Consider the following 19,079-nt stretch of genomic DNA (forward strand, 5'->3'; position numbering starts at 1 on the left):
TTACCAAAAACGGAGGGTGTTATTTATGGAAAAAAACGCAGTACATGTTTCTCCCGCGTTCAATATCGTGTCGTGGGTTGCCCTGATGGGGGGCGTCGCATCTTATCTGGTAGGTCTGTGGAATGCCGAGATGCAACTGAATGAGCGGGGTTATTACTTTGCGGTGCTGCTTCTTGGACTTTTTGCCGCAGCCTCCTATCAAAAAACGGTCAGAGACCGCTACGAAGGGATTCCCACCACGCAGATGTATTACTTTATGTGCCTGATAACGTTTATTCTTTCTATCGGCTTGCTGCTTGTCGGATTGTGGAATGCGACACTGCTGCTCAGTGAGAAAGGGTTTTACGGACTGGCCTTCTTTCTTAGTCTGTTTGGCATTGTCGCCGTGCAAAAAAATGTCCGTGATGGCTGGGATCAAACCGAGCCGGAAGTCGTACCCGCTGAGGCGGAGGAGTAAGTTCAATCGCCCGGTGTTGCTGGCCGGGCTGCTCGTTTAGCTCACATAGCGCCGCGTATCAATACGCTGCAACAGCATCGACAAGCCCAGGCTGATGAGCAGCGTTGCGGTAAAAATCCACAGGATATCGAGCACGGGCCAGGCCTGAATTTCAACGCCACGGGTGCGCAGCGCATGAATGATAAGGGCATGAAAACCATAGATTCCCAGCGAGTGGCGGGAGATGATCGCCAGCCCCGGCAACGCCCGCGCGCTAAGGGTGTTTTTGACGAGGGTGAACAGCGACATGGCGCAGATAAACACCAGCGGGCCACAATAGACATACCAGGTGTCGGCGAAATTACCCCGCCATTTCAGTTCATGCAGGGTGCCGCGAGAAATAGCGAATGCGGCGATGACAAAAACAGTCGCGCTCAGCAGCGTGAGTGACTTTTTCTGCGTATCCATCATCCCTAACGCACGGCCCAGCATGCCGTACAACACGTAATAGAACGTGTCTCCATTGATATACAGATTGATGGGCAGCCATTCGAAATGGCCTATTTTTTGCGCCACCGTATTGGGATTGGCAACAATGCCAATGACGACCATCAGCGCCAGCAGCATTTTCCCGCTCACCTGTTTTACCTGAATAAGCGGCGAGACGAGATAGATAACGATAATCGCAAAGAAAAACCACAGATGATAAAACACCGGTTTTTGTAGCAGGTTTCGTAGTGATAACTCACTGTTAATTGAGGTAAATAAGACGATGTAGAGAAAGGCGATCGTGCTGTAGAACAGCAGGCATAAACCGATACGCAAAAAATGGCGCGGCTGGGCGCTGCGTTCGCCAAAAAAGAGATAACCTGAGATCATAAAAAAGAGCGGCACGCTGACGCGAGAAGCAGAATTGAGGAGATTGGCGACACCCCAGTCGAGAGTGCTCACGCTGGCCGCGTTAGTCACGTACCAGGCGGTGGTATGGATCATCACGACCATCAAACAGGCGATCCCTCGCAGATTATCAATCCAGTAAATTTTCGACGACATCTGTTCCTCAATTTTCCCGTTAAATACCCTCTGACTTACGATTTAACGCACTTTCTTTCTGGATAATTCTGAGTTTTCCTGCCCATACTTGTGATGTTACGGCAGTTTTGCAAAATTCACTGCTTAGCACTCCTGACTTCTAAAAATAACAGCAGCTTAGCCTGACGGTAAAAAAATGATGATCAATAGTATGGCGTCAGCCTTGTTAGTCTTGCTGGTGGCAGGATGCAGCGCGCCACCAGAAACGCCTGCGCAACGCGCGCAAAAAGCGAAAGTGAGCCCGGCGCACTCCCTCGAAATGGAACAGCTCTGCAAGCAATCTGCGGCGCATCGCTATAATACCGACTCGCAAGCCATCGCGGTTACCAGCTTCGAACAGTTTCAGAGTAGCTATGAAATGCGTGGTGTTACCCCCCGGAAGGAGGGTTTTGTCTGCTCTTTTGACCCGGAAGGCCAGTTTTTGCATCTCTCGATGCGCTAGTTCTTCAATTTTCCATAAACAGACCCGTTTCGTACTGTATATCTTCCGGTCAGCGGGTATACTGGCCCCTTCCTTTAAATCCACACGTATCCAGCACGAAATCATATGCAAAAGTTTGATACCAGGACCTTCCAGGGCCTGATCCTGACCTTACAGGATTACTGGGCTCGTCAGGGCTGCACCATTGTTCAACCTCTGGACATGGAAGTTGGCGCCGGCACATCTCACCCAATGACCTGCCTGCGTGCATTGGGGCCAGAACCGATGGCGACTGCCTACGTGCAGCCTTCCCGTCGTCCAACCGATGGTCGCTATGGCGAAAACCCGAACCGTTTACAGCACTACTATCAGTTCCAGGTCGTGATTAAACCGTCTCCGGACAATATCCAGGAGCTGTACCTCGGGTCTCTGAAAGAGCTGGGTATGGATCCGACCATCCACGACATCCGTTTCGTGGAAGACAACTGGGAAAACCCGACGCTGGGTGCCTGGGGTCTGGGTTGGGAAGTGTGGCTGAACGGTATGGAAGTGACCCAGTTCACTTACTTCCAGCAGGTCGGCGGTCTGGAATGTAAGCCGGTTACCGGTGAGATTACGTACGGCTTAGAACGTCTGGCGATGTACATTCAGGGCGTGGACAGTGTTTACGACCTGGTCTGGAGCGATGGCCCGCTGGGTAAAACCACCTACGGCGACGTGTTCCATCAGAACGAAGTGGAACAGTCCACCTACAACTTCGAATACGCCGACGTCGACTTCCTGTTCTCCTGCTTCGAGCAGTACGAGAAAGAAGCCCAACAGCTTCTGGCGCTGGAAAATCCGCTGCCGCTGCCCGCGTACGAACGTATTCTGAAAGCCGCTCACAGCTTCAACCTGCTGGATGCGCGTAAAGCCATCTCCGTCACCGAGCGTCAGCGCTACATTCTGCGCATTCGCACGCTGACCAAAGCGGTAGCAGAAGCCTATTACGCTTCCCGTGAAGCCCTTGGCTTCCCGATGTGCAACAAGAATAAATAAGAGGCGGCCATGTCTGAGAAAACTTTCCTGGTGGAAATTGGCACCGAAGAGCTGCCACCAAAAGCCCTGCGCAGCCTGGCTGAATCTTTTGCTGCGAACGTGACCGCTGAGCTGGATAACGCTGGCCTGGCGCACGGTAAAATCGAATGGTTTGCCGCACCGCGCCGTCTGGCGCTGAAAGTGGCGAATCTGGCGGCTTCTCAGCCTGACCGTGAAGTTGAGAAACGCGGCCCGGCGATTGCTCAGGCGTTTGACGCCAGCGGCAATCCGAGCAAAGCGGCTGAAGGCTGGGCGCGTGGCTGCGGTATCACCGTTGACCAGGCCGAACGTCTGACCACCGACAAAGGTGAATGGCTGCTGTATCGTGCTCATGTGAAAGGCGAGAGCACCGAAGCGCTGCTGCCGAATATGATCGCCACCTCGCTGGCGAAGCTGCCAATTCCGAAACTGATGCGTTGGGGCGCGTCTGACGTCCACTTCGTGCGTCCGGTTCATACCGTGACCCTGCTGCTGGGCGACGACGTCATCCCGGCAACTATTCTGGGCGTCCAGTCCGATCGCGTGATTCGCGGTCACCGCTTTATGGGCGAGCCGGAGTTCACCATTGACAATGCCGACCAGTATCCTGAAATCCTGCTGGAGCGTGGCAAAGTTGTGGCTGATTACGAAGCGCGTAAAGCCAAAATTAAAGCAGACGCAGAGGAAGCGGCGCGTAAGATTGGCGGCAACGCTGACCTGAGCGACAGCCTGCTCGAAGAAGTGACCTCGCTGGTGGAATGGCCGGTGGTGCTGACGGCGAAATTCGAAGAGAAATTCCTCGCGGTGCCTGCCGAAGCGCTGGTGTACACCATGAAGGGTGACCAGAAGTACTTCCCGGTTTATGACAATGCAGGCAAGCTGCTGCCGAACTTTATCTTTGTGGCCAACATTGAGTCCAAAGATCCGGTACAAATCATCTCCGGTAACGAGAAGGTGGTTCGTCCGCGTCTGGCGGATGCCGAGTTCTTCTTCAATACCGACCGTAAAAAACGTCTGGAAGACCATCTGCCGCGCCTGCAAACCGTGCTGTTCCAGCAACAACTGGGTACGCTGCGCGATAAGACCGATCGTATTCAGGCGCTGGCGGGCTGGATTGCCGGGCAGATTGGCGCTGATGTGAATCACGCGACCCGCGCGGGCCTGCTGTCTAAGTGCGACCTGATGACCAATATGGTCTTTGAGTTCACCGACACCCAGGGCGTGATGGGTATGCACTACGCGCGCCATGACGGCGAAGCGGAAGATGTTGCGGTTGCGCTGAATGAGCAGTATCAGCCGCGCTTTGCGGGCGATGACCTGCCGTCTAACCCGATTGCCTGTGCGCTGGCGATTGCCGATAAGATGGACACCCTGGCGGGTATCTTTGGTATCGGTCAGCACCCGAAAGGGGACAAAGACCCGTTTGCGCTGCGCCGTGCCGCGCTGGGCGTGCTGCGTATCATCGTTGAGAAGAACCTCAACCTGGATCTGCAAACGCTGACCGAAGAAGCGGTGCGTCTGTATGGCGACAAGCTGACGAATGCCAAAGTGGTCGACGACGTTATCGACTTTATGCTGGGCCGTTTCCGCGCCTGGTATCAGGACGAAGGCTATACCGTCGACACCATCCAGGCGGTACTGGCGCGTCGTCCGACCCGTCCGGCGGATTTCGATGCGCGCATGAAAGCGGTATCTCACTTCCGCACGCTGGAAGAGGCCTCTGCGCTGGCTGCGGCCAACAAGCGTGTCTCTAATATTCTGGCGAAATCAGACGAGACGCTGAACGACATCGTGCATGCTTCCGTACTGAAAGAAGCGGCAGAGATCAAACTGGCGGGCAATCTGGTCGTTCTGCGCGACAAGCTGCAGCCGTACTTTGCCGCAGGCCGTTACCAGGAAGCGCTGGTCGAACTGGCATCCCTGCGTGAGCCGGTTGATGAGTTCTTCGAAAACGTGATGGTGAATGCGGAAGATAAAGACGTTCGTCTGAACCGTCTGACGCTGCTGTCCAAACTGCGCGAGTTGTTCCTGCAAGTTGCGGATATTTCCCTGCTGCAGTAATTGCGTGGTCGATAAATAAAAACCTGCCTGCGGGCGGGTTTTTTTACGCCTGAGTAAATAAAAAGGGAGCAGGGAAGAATATTCAGACGAATAAGATTTCTATTTCATTTGTTTTATGAGAAGACCATAACGGTTATATCTGCACTCATCAAACAAGTCAGTGAATTACCCGTTGAGCTTTATAAAACTCTACTATGGGACCGGGGCGCTGAAATGACCAACAACACCCGCTCTAATGTAGCCACAGATATTCAGGTTTACGTCTGCGACCCTCAACCCCTCCGGCAACCTGGCTCAAATGAAAATACGAACAGATTGCTCAGGCCGCATTTGCCAAAAGGAACTGACTTATCGATTCACAGCCAGCAGAGCGTTTTAACCAATCTGTTGCATCCATCGGTTGAACTCACAGCACAAAGTGGACATCAAAATTATTTATATCAGAGAGGAAATGTTTATGTATAGCGTTTGCTATACATAAACATTGTGTTATGCTTGTAAAGCAAATGCTATACAAGGGGATCTCATGAAATCAGATGTTCAACTTAACCTTAGAGCCAAGGAATCACAGCGAGCACTCATTGATGCCGCCGCTGAGATCCTGCACAAATCACGTACAGATTTCATTCTGGAAATGGCCTGTCAGGCTGCTGAAAATGTGATTCTTGAGCGACGTGCCTTTAATTTTAACGATGAGCAATATGCAGAGTTCATCGATATGCTCGATGCACCGGTTGCGGATGATCCCGTTATCGACAAACTGCTGGCAAGGAAACCTCAGTGGGACGTGTAACAGCGCCAGAGCCTTTATCCAATTTCCATCAGGTGGCGGCGTTTGTTAGCGGTGAAGCTGTGCTCGATGATTGGCTAAAGCAGAGAGGCCTCAAAAATCAGGCTCTCGGAGCTGCCCGAACTTTTGTTGTATGTAAGAAAGACACGAAACAAATAGTCGGTTTTTACTCTTTGGCCACCGGTAGCGTCAACCATACAGAAACTACAGGCAACCTTCGGCGTAACATGCCAGACCCTATTCCTGTGATTATACTCGCCCGGCTTGCTGTCGACGTCTCCTTTCGTGGAAAAGGGCTTGGCGCTGATTTACTCCACGATGCGGTGCTTCGTTGTTATCGAGTTGCTGAAAATATTGGTGTGCGTGCAATCATGGTTCACGCGCTGACGGAAGAAGCCAAAAATTTCTATATTCACCATGGTTTCAAGCCATCACAAACTCAGCAGCGGACGTTATTCCTTAAACTTCCTCAATAGAATGCGAAGACCGTTACGCCCAAATCGCTATAAGCGATAATGGGATGATATATCCATGGCTGATTCAGTAGAACATTTTTACGAAACAGATTGTAAATGCATTATAGATGAAAGGGGAAAGCGCGCGCTGTCCGAAAGTAGTGGAATGAATAATTCGGTTGCGGACAATTTTATTTATCTTTAACAGGAAAAAAGAGTCTATGTATTCCATAAACTCTTTATCAGGTGCTTCGGTTAATCTCTCCAACGTTTGGCGGCAGCAAAAAGTGAGGCCCGCTTGCCGCGCTCCTGTAATTGGAGCTATTTAAAGTATTGGGTGTAATTTATATAAAAAATTTGTTGCACAATTTCAGGGTCTTTTATTCTGAATCAGATAATAACTATTGATGCGAATTAAAAACGGGCTAATTAAAAAGATGAAATTTAACCTTGAAATCCTGTCCGGTCTGCGGCTATCCTTTGCCCCGACGAATCCCTCGTCTCACTGAGGCCCACTGAAAATGGATAAACACACCTGCTGACTTCGAATCCTTGCTTCGCGCTTATGGCGAGCAGGGGATGTATTGATTTCACTCAGGAGTGCTTATGGCTCAGTGCGCCCAATCCCCCTTATTTATTTTGCATCAGGTCACCTGTCAGTTTGCGACAGGCGTGACACTTTTTAGCCCAATTTCTCTTTCGCTCGAACCCGCGTTGTGTGGCCTGGTCGGGCGCAATGGTTGTGGTAAAACCCGCTTATTGCGCCTGCTGGCGGGGCTTGACCTCCCCGCATCCGGACATATCGAACGTTTTGGTACTGTGGCTTACGTCGCTCAACAACACGCGGTTTCCCCGTCGACTACGCTTGCCGAATTGCTGGGTTATGACGCGGTGTTTGCTACACGTCGGCGTATCGAATCGGGTGATTACCTGCCAGAAGATCTCGAACGTATGGAAGGCTTTTGGGATCTTGAAGAGCGCCTGACTGCGGCCTTTATGGATGCCAGTCTGCCTCCGTTCACCCCCGATCGACCTGCCGCAGCGCTGAGCGGCGGCGAACGGGTTCGTGCCCTGCTGTGCGCGGCATTGATGGCAGACGCCGATTATCTGCTGCTTGATGAACCGACCAACCATCTCGACAGACAAGGACGAGAATGGCTTTATACGCGGCTTGCCCGTCGGCAGGGCGGAACGCTGGTGGCGAGCCACGATCGTGAACTGCTGGCCTTGATGCCGCGCATCCTTGAATTATCTCCCGCCGGATTACGCAGCTATGGCGGCCATTATGGTGATTATCAGCGTCAACGCGAAGCCGAGCAGCAGGCAGCCCACGCGGCGCTTGAGCATGCGGCTACCGAGCGTCGTCGGGTACGTAACCGCCAGCAAAAGGAGCATGATGCCAGCCAGCGGCGTTCAGCCCAGACTCTGCGAACTGTCGATACACTCAACATTGCCTCGTTCGAGCGGGTGAAATACAAAGGAGCCGCAAAGGAGCGGACAGGCACGTTGCGTCGGCAGCACCGTGAGCAGAACGAGGCGCTGAATGCCGCAGTTGCACAGGCCCGCGAGCGAGTTGAAGACGATGCGCCAGTCTTGTTTACCCTGCCGGGCAGCCAGGTGGCTGAGGGTAAACAGGTGCTGGTGATGGACAACCTCATCTTGCCTTATGGCAATTCATCTCCCCTGAGCTGGCGAATGGACGGGCCGATGCGTGTAGCGCTTCGCGGGCCAAACGGTTGTGGAAAATCGACCCTGTTGCGCGTCATGCTCGGAGAAGAAAAGCCGCTATCAGGCACGTGTCAGGTATCGGTCGCGACGGCGTACCTCGACCAGCATCTGTCGCAACTGGATCTTTCCCTCCCGGTGCTGGCACACCTTCACGCCAGTGAGACGCCACTCGACGAAGGCATACTGCGAACCCGACTGGCGCAACTGCAACTGGGGGCAGAGAAAGTGACGCTTCCGCTGGCGGCTTTAAGCGGTGGAGAACGCCTGAAAGCGGCGCTGGCCTGTGTACTCTGGCGTCGTGAGGCGACACAACTGCTTTTGCTTGATGAACCCACGAACCACCTGGATTTGGCTTCGACGCAGGCGATTGAGTTGGCATTGTCGGCATTTCCGGGCGCAATAGTGGTGGTTTCACATGATGAGGCATTTCTGCAGGCGCTAAACTTAACGCACCAGATTGAGTGGCGAGAAGAAAGATGGCATTGTGAAAGGAAGTAAGAGGGTATTGACCCCCGTCATGGCGGGGGTTTTACAGCCAGATTTATTCCATTAACTGTTTACTGAGCATCGGATTTGAATGGATCAGGCGCATCAGTTTCATTTCGGTCGCGGAAGGACGAACTCGTTTTGATTCCCATTCCTGAACCATTGCTACGCTAACACCCATTGCGCGTGCAAAATCATCAATCTTTAACCCAGTGCCACGTCGTAATTGTTCAAACTCATTAAAAGAATTAGGCTTTTGGGTCAGGGTAACCGCTTGCGCTACATCTTTTTTAAAGACAATCTGTTCCAGACTGCTCAGCAGCTCAAACATCGGATCTTTATATTCCATTGAGAACTCCTCTAAAAACACACAGCGGATAGTGATACAGCACTAATAAGAATAGTCGTTAAAAACGCGGGCGGGAGGGCGTGACCAGGATATATCGTGGATAAAAGGGCTTTTCATGCTTTTGAAATGCATATTCAAACGTTTCGCTAAACGTTAATTGCTTGATTACGCAAGCCCAGGAATAAATACGTATTTTTTTGTAAATCGTTAGCAAAAAATCGCATGACGAAACGGCGCGAGGTCTGACCTGAGCGTGTCCCGACGTGCATAAGAAAGCATGGAAAAGGGTATCCTGAGACGCCGACCTGGACTATCCTTGTAAGCCGTCAGGCACGCGTGTTTCGTTGTGCGCATTTTTGGGTGAAAGGAGTATTAAAATGGCGACAGGTAAGTCCTGCTCTCGCTGGTTTGCGCCTCTTGCGGCGTTGTTAATGGTAGTTGGCCTGAGTGGGTGTTTTGATAAAGAAGGCGATCAGCGCAAGGCTTTTATCGATTTCCTGCAAAATACGGCGATGCGTAGCAGTGAACGTCTTCCCGCGCTGACGGCCGACCAGAAAAAACAGTTTGGACCGTTCGTCTCTGATTACGCCATTCTGTATGGTTATTCTCAGCAGGTGAACCAGGCGATGGATTCCGGTCTGCGTCCGGTGGTGGATAGCGTGAACGCGATTCGCGTACCGCAGGATTATATGACTCAGCGTGAACCGCTGCGTCAGGCCAATGGTTCTCTCGGCGTGCTGAGTCAACAATTGCAGAATGCGAAAGTGCAGGCTGATACAGCTCACGCGGGACTGAAACAGGCGGATGACCTGAAACCGGTCTTCGAGCAGGTGTATTCGAAAGTGGTCACTGCTCCGGCTAACGCGCTGCAACCGCTGATCCCGGCGGCACAGACTTTCACGCAGCAACTGGTGCAGGTGGGTGATTTTATTGCTCAGCAGGGTACGCAGGTGAGCTTTGTTGCCAATGGCATCCAGTTCCCGACCTCACAGCAGGCCAGCCAGTATAATTCACTGATTGGGCCGCTGGCGGCTCAGCATCAGGCGTTTATGCAAGCCTGGACTGCCACGGTGAATGCGACGCAGTAAGCGTGGAACCCATAATAAAAAAGAGGCGAGATAATCGCCTCTTTTTTGTTTCTGCCGGAGAAAGCTTATTTTAAAACCTGCGGGTTAACGCAATTTTTCTCGACGTTGCCATTCAGCGCATCAATGAGGTTATCCACCGCGCAGGCGGCCATACCGTAGCGTGTTTCGTGAGTGGCAGAACCAATATGCGGCAGTGCCACTACGTTGGGTAACGTCAGCAGAGGGGAGTCCACCGGTAAAGGTTCCTTCTCAAACACATCCAGACCGGCTGCATGAATCTCGCCTTTTTTCAGCGCCTCAATGAGGGCTTTCTCATCGACAACCGAACCGCGACCCGCGTTGACGAAAATCGCCGATGATTTCATGATGGCGAATTTCTCTGCGTTGATCAGATGATGTGTTTCCTGGGTGTACGGCAGGACGAGAACCACATAGTCAGACTCTTTAAGCAGCGTATCCAGATCGCAGTAGCGGGCCTGGAAACGGCTTTCCGCTTCCTGATGCTGGCGGCGTGCGTTATAGAGAATCGGCATACCGAAACCAAAGTGCGCACGTTGCGCCAGCGCCAGGCCAATGCGCCCCATCCCCACGATGCCAAGCGTTTTGTGGTGGACATCAACGCCAAACCAGTCCGGACCAATGCCCCTGGTCCATTCGCCTTTCTTCACTCGCTCCGCCACTTCCACCACCCGACGTGCGGAACTCAGCACCAGCGCCATGATGGTATCGGCCACAGTTTCGGTCAGCACGGTCGGGGTGTGCATCAGCAGAATATTTTTTGCATTCAGCGCGTCCACATCAAAGGTGTCGTAACCCACTGAAATGGTCGATGCGGCGCGCAGTTTCGGCATCTTTGCCAGCAATGCGGCGTCCACCTTTTCACTGGAACCCAGCAGGCCTTCGGCACTGGCGAACGCGTCGGCATGTTGCTCCACCGTTTCCGGGCGCAGGTTAGCCACCTGCGTGACGGTGAAATGTTCTTCCAGACGGCGTTTCAGGTCATCAGGCAATGCTTTATACAGGATGATGGACGGCTTCATGGCTTCTCCCTCGTTAAGATTCAGGCGTGACGAGCGCCCGCTGGAATTGTTTTATCGTTAGCAGGCTTCACAATTAAAGTAAGCCATACAGATGCAAAAAGTGCCACCCCCATAAAAATGTACGAGGCTGCCGGGCTGCCCGTTGCGCCATTGAGGTAGCCAACGAACCAGGAACCGAAGAAGGAGCCGAGCGCGCCCATGCTGTTGATAAGCGCCATGGCACCGCCCGCAACGTTACGCGGCAGCATTTCGGGAATGATCGCAAAGAACGGGCCGTAGGGGGCGTACATGGCAGCACCGGCGATCACCAGTAGGGTGTAAGAGGCCCAGAAATGGTTTGCCCCAACTGCCCAGGAGCCAATAAACGCGAAGCCGCCAATCAGCAACAGTGGCCAGACGAACAGCTTACGGTTTTGCAGCTTATCCGATGCCCACGAGGCCAGAATCATCGCTATGGTCGCAGCCAGGTACGGAACGGAGGAGAGCCAGCCCACTTCGACCATACCGAGATTGGCCCCGCCGTTACGGATGATGGACGGCAGCCACAGTACGAAACCGTAAACACCAATACTCCAGGCAAAATATTGCATACACAGCAGGATAACGTTACGGGAGCGGAAAGCTTCGCCGTAATTACGCACAGCTTTGATGCCTTGCTGTTCCTGATCCAACTGTGTTTGCAGGGCAGATTTTTCGTCCTCTGACAGCCAGCCAACCTGAGCGGGTTTGTCGCGGACCAGCATCCACCAGGCAAAAGCCCAGATGATGGCAGGAACCCCTTCAATGATGAACATTTCGCGCCAGCCGAGCGCCTGAATCAAGTAACCAGAGACCACAGACATCCACAACACGGTGACCGGGTTACCGAGAATAAGGAAGGTGTTGGCACGTGAACGTTCCGATTTGGTAAACCAACTGCTGATATAAATCAGCATGGCGGGCATGACTGCGGCTTCTACTACGCCGAGAATAAAACGAATGGCGGCGAGCATCGGGATATTGGTGACCATCCCGGTCAGTGACGCGCAGCCGCCCCACAGAATCAGGCAGACAAAAATCAGTTTGCGAACACTGCGGCGTTCCGCATAAATCGCACCGGGGATCTGGAAGAAGAAATAGCCCAGAAAGAATAGCGCGCCAAGCAGGGAAGAGACCCCTTTGGTAATACCTAAGTCGTCGTTGATCCCGGCGGCGGAGGCGAAGCTAAAGTTCGCCCGGTCGAGGTAGGCCAGACTGTAAGTGATGAAAACAATCGGCATGATGTAAAGCCAGCGTTTTGCTGCATTTGTCGAGCTTTTCATAATGTTGCCTCTATGGTTGAGGTTTGCGCCGCCTGTTTGTAGGGTCCAGGGTGGCTTTGTTACTTTTAGTGATGGGTTTACCCCCTCACCCTAACCCTCTCCCTCAAGGGGGAGGGGATAAGTCCGCTGCGATGTTCTTCTCCCGTCCCTCAAGGGAGAGGGGATAAGTCCGCTGCGATGTTCTTCTCCCCATCCCTCAAGGGAGAGGGGATAAGCCCGCTTCGATGTTCTTCTCCCCATCCCTCAAGGGAGAGGGGATAAGTCCGCTGCGATGTTCTTCTCCCGTCCCTCAAGGGAGAGGGGATAAGTCCGCTGCGATGTTTTTCTCCCTCTCCCTGTGGGAGAGGGCAGGGGTGAGGGGAATCATTCACCCAGCCCTTCACGTGTGGGCAGCCCCTCGCTATCCCCAAGCACCTGGATGGCAAGCGAGCCAATCTTGTTGCCGCGCTGAACGGCCTGTTGCAGCGTCTTGCCTTCCAGCAGGGCGCTAATCACACCGACGGCGAAACCATCCCCGGCGCCGACGGTATCGACCACGTTATCCACTTTCACGGGAGCGACCGCGCCTTGCTCGCCGCTGGCTGTTTTATACCAGGCGCCATCCGGGCCGGTTTTAATCACCACGGCTTTAACGCCGCGTTGCAGGTAAAAATCAGCGATGCCTTCTGGCGATTGCTGTCCGGTCAGGATCACGCCCTCTTTCAGCCCCGGTAACACCCAGTCGGCCTGGAAAGCGAGGCGGTTCAGTTTCTCTACCATCTCTGCTTCGCTTTTCCACAGCACCGGGCGCAGATTCGGGTCGAAAGAGATGGTCTTGCCCTGAGCTTTCATGGCCGCTGCCGCATGTTCCAGCAGTTCATAGGATGTCGAAGAGAGCGCTGCCGCCACGCCACTCAAATGCAGGTGGCGCGCTTCGTTGAAGGCTGCGGCGTGAAAATCATCCGTTGAAAGATGGCTTGCCGCCGATCCTTTACGGAAATACTCTACAATGGGATCGGTTCCATTTTCGGCTTTCGATTTTAGCTGATAGCCCGTTGCGAAGCGTCCATCAACGGTGACGCCGCGGGTGTCAATATTCTCTTTTTTCAGCGAGTTAAAAACAAAACGTCCAAAACTGTCATCGCCTACGCGGCTGATCCAGCAGACATTCATTCCCAGCCGCGCTAGGCCCGTCGCCACGTTCAGCTCCGCGCCCGCAACGCGCTTCACAAAATGTTCTGCATCGGCAAGATCGCCGGTTTCGGTGGCGACAAACATGGCCATGGCTTCGCCAATCGTGATGACATCAAGCGAGTTATGCATGGCGTTACTCCTCACGTAACAATTCGACGTAGTGACGGGTGACGGCGGTCAGGTCGTCGCCTTCAAGTGGAAATTCAATCCCACGCGGGGCATCAGGCGGTAGCTGGTTTAACAGGGCAAGCCAGCGTTCATCGGCTTTATCGGGTGCGACGGCGCGATAATTCTCATGGTGTGGAATGGCAGCCTTCACATGAATATAGCTCACTGCGGGGGCCAGAAGATGCGCTGCCGCTTCCGGCGACTCGCCGACCCATACCCAGTTGCCGGTATCGAAGGTGAGCGTCACCGGCAGCGCCAGTACATTGCAGGCAGCTTTAAAGCGCTGCATCGGCGCCAGTTGTCCGCATTCGGTCTGATCGTTTTCTACCACCAGCGCCATGCCACTCTCTGCAAGCCAGCCGCGTAGGGTTTCCAGCACGTCTTTACGCTGATAATGGCCGAGAGAGACCTTGAGCCACAGTGCCTTGAGCGTGCGCGCTTCTTCAAGCAGGGCAGGCAAGTGCGGGTTCAGAGAACCATCTTGCAGGCACAGCGCGTATGGCGCGGAGTAACAGGCCAGTAAACGGTGGTCTTCAATGGTGGCGGCCAGGGTAGAGAGGCTGTTCAATTCCTGATCGCTTAACAGTTCGCGGCGTATTTCCACGCCGTCTGCGCCTGCGTTGGCAATCAGCGGCAGGACGGCCTGCTGGCCGCCCATCGCCTTAATTTGTTCGCTGCCATAGGCGGCGGTGACAACGATGATTTTTCTTTTCATCTTCCGGCTTCCCAGGAGTTAAAGACAATTTGCTTGTCTGTAACGCTAGATGGAACCGGTTCCAAAGAAAAGCACAGTGCATCGAATTTATGATCGTCATCACGAAGGTTAATTATCGTGCAGTTGAACCGCGCACGATGAGCTCCCCGGAAAAGACCCGCTCGCGGACGGTATCACTGTTGCCTTCGATACGCTCAACCACTTGTTCTACCGCGGCATAACCAATTTGCCAGGTCGGTTGTTTGAGGGTAGTGATACCGACCCCTGCCAGCTCAGCCCATTCCAGCTCATCAAAGCCGAGCAGGCCGATATCGCTGCCCCAGTGCAGACCAATGCGTTTCAGCGAGCGGGCAACTTGCAGCGTCAATGCGCCATTGGCAGAGATCACCGCTTTGCGCATCCCACGGTGGCGAGAGTGGAACTGGCGCAGGGCGTTATCGATCTGGCTGGCTTCGTGTAACGGCGTTTCGGCGTTTTCTGCCACCACGCCGGGGTAGCGGGCGAGCGTGGTTCGAAAGGCATCCAGGCGTTCCCGCCGCGTATTCACCGTGCCCAACGGTTCGCTGAGGAACAGCAAGGCTTCAAAGCCTTGTTCAATCAGGTGTTCCGTGGCGGTGGTGGCAGCCTGGGTGTTATCTAACCCCACGACGTCACAGGCGAAATCGGGGATCTTACGGTCAATCAACACCATGGGCAGGGAGGATTGCTGCAGGCGGTTTAGCCCCTCTTCGCGCATTCCCACCGCGTTCACCACAATGCCTTCCACCTGATAGCTACGCAGCAGGTCCAGGTAGTGCAGCTCCTGATCGACTTCGTTGTTGGTATTACAGACCAGCGGGGTGAAGCCCTTTTCCCGGCAGGCCGCTTCGATCCCGCTCAGCACATGTACGGAATAGGGGTTCGTGATATCGGCAATAATGAGACCAATCAGGCGAGTGCGCCCGTGCTTGAGGTTGCGCGCCATCAGGCTGGGGCGATAATCGAGTTCGGCAATGGCATGTTCAATTCGCGCCAGCAAGGCATCCGACAGGAGATGTTTTTCACCATTCAGATAGCGTGAAATGCTGGTTTTGCCCGTTTTTGCCGCTTTCGCGACATCGCTGATGGTCGGGCGCGTCGTTTTCGCCATAAATGCTTCCCTCGCGGTAGTTGTGAGACCACACGATAGCGCGAAAATCCGCACTGGCAAGGGGGAACATCCCGCTTATCGCCTTCTGCGTGGCCATCATGCCGTTTAATTCTTTGCCAATTTGCCGCGCGTGTGGATGATAGAGCGCGACATCCATTATTTCATAAGACAGCGAAACGACGCTGTCGCCACCTGCATGCATCAGGAGCGCGCTTTGGCAAACTCTGCAGTTAAAACAGTTCTTACGGCAGCCCACTGGGGGCCGATGTTGGTCGAAACCGACGGCGAAACGGTGCTGTCATCACGCGGGGCGCTTCCCACGAACCACCCCAACTCGCTGCAAACGGTGGTGCGCGACCAGGTCCACAGTAAAACTCGTGTCCGCTTTCCTATGGTCCGTAAAGGCTTTCTGGCATCTCCGGACAGCCCGCAGGGCGTTCGCGGCGAGGATGAATTCGTCCGTGTCTCCTGGGCTGATGCGCTTGCCCTCATCCATCAGCAGCACAAACGCATTCGCGACGAACATGGCCCGGCATCCATTTTCGCCGGATCGTATGGCTGGCGCTCGAACGGTGTATTGCACAAAGCGGCGACCCTGTTGCAGCGTTATATGAGCCTTGCTGGTGGCTATACCGGCCATCTGGGGGACTACTCCACCGGTGCTGCGCAGGCGATCATGCCGTACGTGGTCGGCGGCAACGAGGTGTATCAGCAGCAAACTAGCTGGCCGCTGGTGCTGGAGCATAGCGATGTGGTGGTGCTGTGGAGCGCCAACCCGCTGAATACGCTGAAAATTGCCTGGAATGCCTCGGATGAGCAGGGTATCGGCTATTTCGATGCCTTACGCAAAAGCGGCAAACGGCTGATCTGCATCGATCCGATGCGATCGGAGACCGTCGATTTCTTTGGCGACAGCATGGAGTGGTTAGCGCCGCACATGGGGACCGATGTGGCGATGATGCTCGGTATCGCCCATACGCTGGTAGAAAACGGCTGGCAGGATGAGGCATTCCTGGCGCGTTGTACGCAAGGCTATAGCGTCTTTGCAGATTACCTGACCGGGAAAAGCGACGGCGTGGCGAAAACGGCAGAGTGGGCGGCGGATATTTGCGGTATTCCTGCGGCGAAAATTCGTGAACTGGCAAAACTTTTCCACGAAAACACCACAATGTTGATGTCCGGCTGGGGAATGCAGCGCCAGCAGTTTGGCGAGCAGAAACACTGGATGCTGGTGACCCTGGCGGCGATGCTGGGCCAGATTGGGATCCCCGGCGGCGGCTTTGGCCTGTCGTATCATTTTGCCAACGGCGGTAACCCTACGCGCCGGGCGGCAGTACTGGCCTCCATGCAGGGGTGCGTTAAAGGCGGCATTGAGGCGGTTGAAAAAATCCCCGTGGCGCGCATTATTGAAGCGCTGGAAAAACCGGGAGCCTTCTACCAGCACAATGGTATGGACCGACACTTCCCGGATATTAAATTTATCTGGTGGGCGGGTGGCGCCAACTTTACCCACCATCAGGACACGAACCGGCTGATTCGCGCCTGGCAGAAGCCGGAACTGGTCGTCATTTCCGAGTGTTTCTGGACGGCGGCGGCAAAACACGCGGATATTGTCCTGCCTGCCACCACATCGTTTGAACGTAACGATATGACCATGACGGGCGACTACAGCAACCAGCATCTGGTGCCGATGAAGCGCGTGGTGCCCCCGCGCGATGAAGCGCGTGACGATTTCGAGGTGTTCGCTGAACTCAGCGAGCGTTGGGAAGCGGGCGGACGTGAGCGCTTTACCGAAGGTAAAAGCGACCTCGAATGGCTGGAAACCTTCTACAACATCGCGGCGCAGCGTGGTGCCCCGCAGGGCGTTACCCTGCCGCCGTTTGCCGAGTTCTGGGAAGCGAATGCCCTGATTGAAATGCCAGAAAGCGAAGAGAATGCCCGCTTTGTACGCTTCGCTGATTTCCGGCGTGACCCGCAGGCGCATCCGCTTAAAACCGATAGTGGTAAAATCGAAATTTACTCGGCGCGCATTGCCGGTTTTGGTTATGCCGACTGCCCGCCGCATCCGATGTGGCTTGAGCCGGATGAATGGCACGGTAATGCCCGACCAGAGCAGTTGCAGCTTCTTTCTGCTCACCCGGCGCATCGTCTGCACAGCCAGCTTAACTATTCATCACTTCGCGAGCAGTATGCGGTGGCGGGGCGCGAACCGGTGACGTTGCATCCGAGCGACGCGAAAGCGCGCGGCATCGCTGATGGCGATCTGGTGCGTGTCTGGAACCAACGCGGACAGGTGCTGGCAGGCGCCGTGGTCAGCGAAGGGATCAAGCCCGGAGTGATCTGTATTCATCAGGGCGCCTGGCCGGACCTTGAGCGTGCCGAAGGGGGGATCTGTAAAAACGGCGCGGTTAATGTGCTAACAAAAGATCTCCCCAGCTCAAAGCTGGGGAATGGCTGTGCGGGGAATACCGCACTGGTATGGATCGAAAAATACAGCGGTCCGGCGCTTACGCTGACGGCGTTTGATCCGCCTGCCAGTTCATAATCCAGGTCGGGTGCTGCGTCTCTTCCTGCCAGGCGCTGTCCTCTATGCGAAAGCCCTGCGCGTGATAGAAGTTCACCGCCCGCTCGTTTTTCTGGTACACCTCCAGGCTTAAGGCATTAAAGCGCTGCTTGACGTGATCAAGCAGTGCGGTGCCGATCCCTTTGCGCAGCGCCTTCGGGCAGACGAACAACGCCCCGATATACTGCGAGTCCATTACGCTTATAAAGCCGTACAGCTTGCCTTCTTCCTCCCAGACCCAGGTGCGGGCCGACGGGAGATACACTTCCCGCACCAGCATCTCGCTGTCTTGCCAGTAGGTTGCCGCAATAAACGGGTGCGCATAGGTGGTGCTTTCAAGCCACAGGCTCAACAGAGGAGACAAATCTTTACTGTGCCACTCTCGGATCATGCCGACCTCCGGGATGACAGAAACAGTCCGTAATATGGTCATTAACCAGACCGCAAGCTTGCATAAAGGAGTAGCAGATGGTGGTGCCGACAAATTTGAAGCCGCGTTTTTTTAGCGCCTTTGACAGGGCGTCGGACGCGGGCGTTGAGGTGGGAATGTCGCCGAGTGTGGCGGCCTGGGTAACCTGCGGCTCGTTTTCAACAAACGACCAGACAAACGGGGCGAAAGGCTCGCCATTTTGTTCCATGGCAAGCAAGGCGCGGGCATTACCGATAATCGCCTCAATTTTGCCGCGATGGCGAATAATTCCGGCATCCAGCATCAGGCGTTCGACATCCTCTGGCCCCATCGCAGCCACTTTTTCAGGATCGAACTGATGAAAGGCATTACGGTAATTTTCGCGTTTTTTGAGTACCGTAATCCATGATAAACCTGCCTGTTGTCCTTCAAGGCAAATCATCTCAAACAATTTTTTACCGTCTGTTTGCGGTACGCCCCATTCTTTATCGTGATAAGCAAGATAAAGGGGGTCTTGAGTCACCCAACCACAACGCTGCATATCCTTCTCCGTTGCTGATGTTGATCAAAATTATGTAAGTTGCAGACTTGACGCGACTGCTAAAAAGACAATAGTTAG

At 54.2% G+C, this 19,079-nt stretch carries 19 protein-coding genes and 1 pseudogene; 10 read left to right on the forward strand and 10 right to left on the reverse strand.

Going from position 1 to position 19,079, the window contains the following annotated elements; translation table 11 throughout:
- Positions 1–25 precede the first annotated feature (25 nt).
- A complete protein-coding gene (gene yiaA, locus MRY16398_RS00935; RefSeq protein WP_039080177.1) occupies positions 26–457 on the forward strand; it encodes an inner membrane protein YiaA in 432 nt (143 codons plus the stop codon).
- Between the two features lie 36 nt (positions 458–493).
- Here the strand turns inward: yiaA and MRY16398_RS00940 are convergent, their stop codons facing one another.
- The gene (locus tag MRY16398_RS00940) at positions 494–1,489 is read right to left on the reverse strand and encodes an acyltransferase (protein ID WP_125123729.1); all 996 of its coding nucleotides are present in this window, start codon (positions 1,487–1,489) and stop codon (positions 494–496) included.
- Between the two features lie 175 nt (positions 1,490–1,664).
- On the opposite strand from MRY16398_RS00940, the gene MRY16398_RS00945 reads away from it, so the two are divergent.
- The 7 genes and pseudogenes from MRY16398_RS00945 (at position 1,665) to MRY16398_RS00980 (ending at position 8,537) form a co-directional block, all read left to right on the forward strand.
- Complete coding sequence (locus MRY16398_RS00945) at positions 1,665–1,970, forward strand: YsaB family lipoprotein (protein WP_172600614.1); 306 nt, start codon at positions 1,665–1,667, stop codon at positions 1,968–1,970.
- Between the two features lie 105 nt (positions 1,971–2,075).
- On the forward strand, positions 2,076–2,987 hold the full coding sequence (gene glyQ / locus MRY16398_RS00950; protein WP_004126458.1) for a glycine--tRNA ligase subunit alpha: 912 nt from the start codon (positions 2,076–2,078) through the stop codon (positions 2,985–2,987).
- A gap of 9 nt (positions 2,988–2,996) precedes the next feature.
- Positions 2,997–5,066, forward strand: a complete 2,070-nt coding sequence (gene glyS, locus MRY16398_RS00955) for a glycine--tRNA ligase subunit beta (protein WP_039080179.1) — start codon at positions 2,997–2,999, stop codon at positions 5,064–5,066.
- Between the two features lie 120 nt (positions 5,067–5,186).
- A pseudogene (locus MRY16398_RS00960) lies at positions 5,187–5,435 on the forward strand (transposase); the annotation flags it as partial.
- 157 nt (positions 5,436–5,592) lie between these two features.
- Positions 5,593–5,859, forward strand: a complete 267-nt coding sequence (locus tag MRY16398_RS00970; RefSeq protein ID WP_039080180.1) for a type II toxin-antitoxin system TacA family antitoxin — start codon at positions 5,593–5,595, stop codon at positions 5,857–5,859.
- Positions 5,847–6,332: a GNAT family N-acetyltransferase gene (locus MRY16398_RS00975; RefSeq protein WP_039080181.1), complete on the forward strand. Its 486-nt coding sequence runs from the start codon at positions 5,847–5,849 to the stop codon at positions 6,330–6,332. The genes MRY16398_RS00970 and MRY16398_RS00975 overlap by 13 nt, the downstream gene beginning before the upstream one ends.
- Before the next feature lie 585 nt (positions 6,333–6,917).
- Positions 6,918–8,537, forward strand: coding sequence for an ABC-F family ATP-binding cassette domain-containing protein (locus tag MRY16398_RS00980; protein ID WP_107222628.1), 1,620 nt, complete (start codon positions 6,918–6,920; stop codon positions 8,535–8,537).
- A gap of 43 nt (positions 8,538–8,580) precedes the next feature.
- On the opposite strand, the gene MRY16398_RS00985 is transcribed toward MRY16398_RS00980, so the two are convergent.
- Complete coding sequence (locus MRY16398_RS00985; protein ID WP_039080183.1) at positions 8,581–8,874, reverse strand: HTH-type transcriptional regulator; 294 nt, start codon at positions 8,872–8,874, stop codon at positions 8,581–8,583.
- 377 nt (positions 8,875–9,251) lie between these two features.
- Here MRY16398_RS00985 and MRY16398_RS00990 point away from each other — a divergent pair, with 377 nt between their 5' ends.
- Complete coding sequence (locus tag MRY16398_RS00990; RefSeq protein WP_039080184.1) at positions 9,252–9,962, forward strand: DUF3053 domain-containing protein; 711 nt, start codon at positions 9,252–9,254, stop codon at positions 9,960–9,962.
- Positions 9,963–10,027: 65 nt separating this feature from the next.
- Here the strand turns inward: MRY16398_RS00990 and ghrB are convergent, their stop codons facing one another.
- The 6 genes from ghrB to MRY16398_RS30505 form a co-directional block, all read right to left on the reverse strand.
- Entirely contained in the window at positions 10,028–11,002 is a 975-nt protein-coding gene (gene ghrB / locus MRY16398_RS00995) for a glyoxylate/hydroxypyruvate reductase GhrB (protein WP_071195041.1), read from the reverse strand.
- Between the two features lie 20 nt (positions 11,003–11,022).
- The gene (locus MRY16398_RS01000) at positions 11,023–12,303 is read right to left on the reverse strand and encodes an MFS transporter (protein WP_039080186.1); all 1,281 of its coding nucleotides are present in this window, start codon (positions 12,301–12,303) and stop codon (positions 11,023–11,025) included.
- Positions 12,304–12,666: 363 nt separating this feature from the next.
- The gene (locus MRY16398_RS01005; RefSeq protein WP_125123730.1) at positions 12,667–13,605 is read right to left on the reverse strand and encodes a sugar kinase; all 939 of its coding nucleotides are present in this window, start codon (positions 13,603–13,605) and stop codon (positions 12,667–12,669) included.
- Between the two features lie 4 nt (positions 13,606–13,609).
- Positions 13,610–14,359, reverse strand: coding sequence for a sugar phosphate isomerase/epimerase family protein (locus MRY16398_RS01010; RefSeq protein ID WP_079496922.1), 750 nt, complete (start codon positions 14,357–14,359; stop codon positions 13,610–13,612).
- A 112-nt stretch (positions 14,360–14,471) separates the two neighbouring features.
- Positions 14,472–15,488, reverse strand: coding sequence for a LacI family DNA-binding transcriptional regulator (locus MRY16398_RS01015; RefSeq protein WP_108700468.1), 1,017 nt, complete (start codon positions 15,486–15,488; stop codon positions 14,472–14,474).
- Positions 15,400–15,690 carry a hypothetical protein gene (locus MRY16398_RS30505; protein WP_146158920.1) on the reverse strand — a complete coding sequence of 97 codons (291 nt, stop codon included), beginning with the start codon at positions 15,688–15,690 and terminating at the stop codon, positions 15,400–15,402. The genes MRY16398_RS01015 and MRY16398_RS30505 overlap by 89 nt, the downstream gene beginning before the upstream one ends.
- On the opposite strand from MRY16398_RS30505, the gene MRY16398_RS01020 reads away from it, so the two are divergent.
- Entirely contained in the window at positions 15,685–18,033 is a 2,349-nt protein-coding gene (locus tag MRY16398_RS01020) for a molybdopterin guanine dinucleotide-containing S/N-oxide reductase (protein WP_197718601.1), read from the forward strand. The two genes, MRY16398_RS30505 and MRY16398_RS01020, sit on opposite strands and share 6 nt — an antisense overlap.
- Here the strand turns inward: MRY16398_RS01020 and MRY16398_RS01025 are convergent.
- Positions 17,996–18,442 carry an N-acetyltransferase gene (locus tag MRY16398_RS01025; RefSeq protein ID WP_108700470.1) on the reverse strand — a complete coding sequence of 149 codons (447 nt, stop codon included), beginning with the start codon at positions 18,440–18,442 and terminating at the stop codon, positions 17,996–17,998. The genes MRY16398_RS01020 and MRY16398_RS01025 overlap by 38 nt on opposite strands.
- Complete coding sequence (gene tag / locus MRY16398_RS01030) at positions 18,420–19,001, reverse strand: DNA-3-methyladenine glycosylase I (RefSeq protein WP_039080192.1); 582 nt, start codon at positions 18,999–19,001, stop codon at positions 18,420–18,422. Before tag ends, MRY16398_RS01025 begins: the two co-directional genes overlap by 23 nt.
- Positions 19,002–19,079: the final 78 nt, after the last annotated feature.

The organism is Phytobacter sp. MRY16-398, from assembly GCF_003925915.1.
Classification (GTDB): domain Bacteria; phylum Pseudomonadota; class Gammaproteobacteria; order Enterobacterales; family Enterobacteriaceae; genus Phytobacter; species Phytobacter diazotrophicus.

Coding starts and splice junctions, on each gene's coding strand:
- yiaA (WP_039080177.1), top strand. CDS start 26: ATGGAAAAAAACGCAGTACATGTTTCTCCCGCGTTCAATATCGTGTCG.
- MRY16398_RS00940 (WP_125123729.1), bottom strand. CDS start 1,489: ATGTCGTCGAAAATTTACTGGATTGATAATCTGCGAGGGATCGCCTGT.
- MRY16398_RS00945 (WP_172600614.1), top strand. CDS start 1,665: ATGATGATCAATAGTATGGCGTCAGCCTTGTTAGTCTTGCTGGTGGCA.
- glyQ (WP_004126458.1), top strand. CDS start 2,076: ATGCAAAAGTTTGATACCAGGACCTTCCAGGGCCTGATCCTGACCTTA.
- glyS (WP_039080179.1), top strand. CDS start 2,997: ATGTCTGAGAAAACTTTCCTGGTGGAAATTGGCACCGAAGAGCTGCCA.
- MRY16398_RS00970 (WP_039080180.1), top strand. CDS start 5,593: ATGAAATCAGATGTTCAACTTAACCTTAGAGCCAAGGAATCACAGCGA.
- MRY16398_RS00980 (WP_107222628.1), top strand. CDS start 6,918: ATGGCTCAGTGCGCCCAATCCCCCTTATTTATTTTGCATCAGGTCACC.
- MRY16398_RS00985 (WP_039080183.1), bottom strand. CDS start 8,874: ATGGAATATAAAGATCCGATGTTTGAGCTGCTGAGCAGTCTGGAACAG.
- MRY16398_RS00990 (WP_039080184.1), top strand. CDS start 9,252: ATGGCGACAGGTAAGTCCTGCTCTCGCTGGTTTGCGCCTCTTGCGGCG.
- ghrB (WP_071195041.1), bottom strand. CDS start 11,002: ATGAAGCCGTCCATCATCCTGTATAAAGCATTGCCTGATGACCTGAAA.
- MRY16398_RS01000 (WP_039080186.1), bottom strand. CDS start 12,303: ATGAAAAGCTCGACAAATGCAGCAAAACGCTGGCTTTACATCATGCCG.
- MRY16398_RS01005 (WP_125123730.1), bottom strand. CDS start 13,605: ATGCATAACTCGCTTGATGTCATCACGATTGGCGAAGCCATGGCCATG.
- MRY16398_RS01010 (WP_079496922.1), bottom strand. CDS start 14,359: ATGAAAAGAAAAATCATCGTTGTCACCGCCGCCTATGGCAGCGAACAA.
- MRY16398_RS01015 (WP_108700468.1), bottom strand. CDS start 15,488: ATGGCGAAAACGACGCGCCCGACCATCAGCGATGTCGCGAAAGCGGCA.
- MRY16398_RS01020 (WP_197718601.1), top strand. CDS start 15,685: ATGCATCAGGAGCGCGCTTTGGCAAACTCTGCAGTTAAAACAGTTCTT.
- MRY16398_RS30505 (WP_146158920.1), bottom strand. CDS start 15,690: ATGCATGCAGGTGGCGACAGCGTCGTTTCGCTGTCTTATGAAATAATG.
- MRY16398_RS01025 (WP_108700470.1), bottom strand. CDS start 18,442: ATGATCCGAGAGTGGCACAGTAAAGATTTGTCTCCTCTGTTGAGCCTG.
- tag (WP_039080192.1), bottom strand. CDS start 19,001: ATGCAGCGTTGTGGTTGGGTGACTCAAGACCCCCTTTATCTTGCTTAT.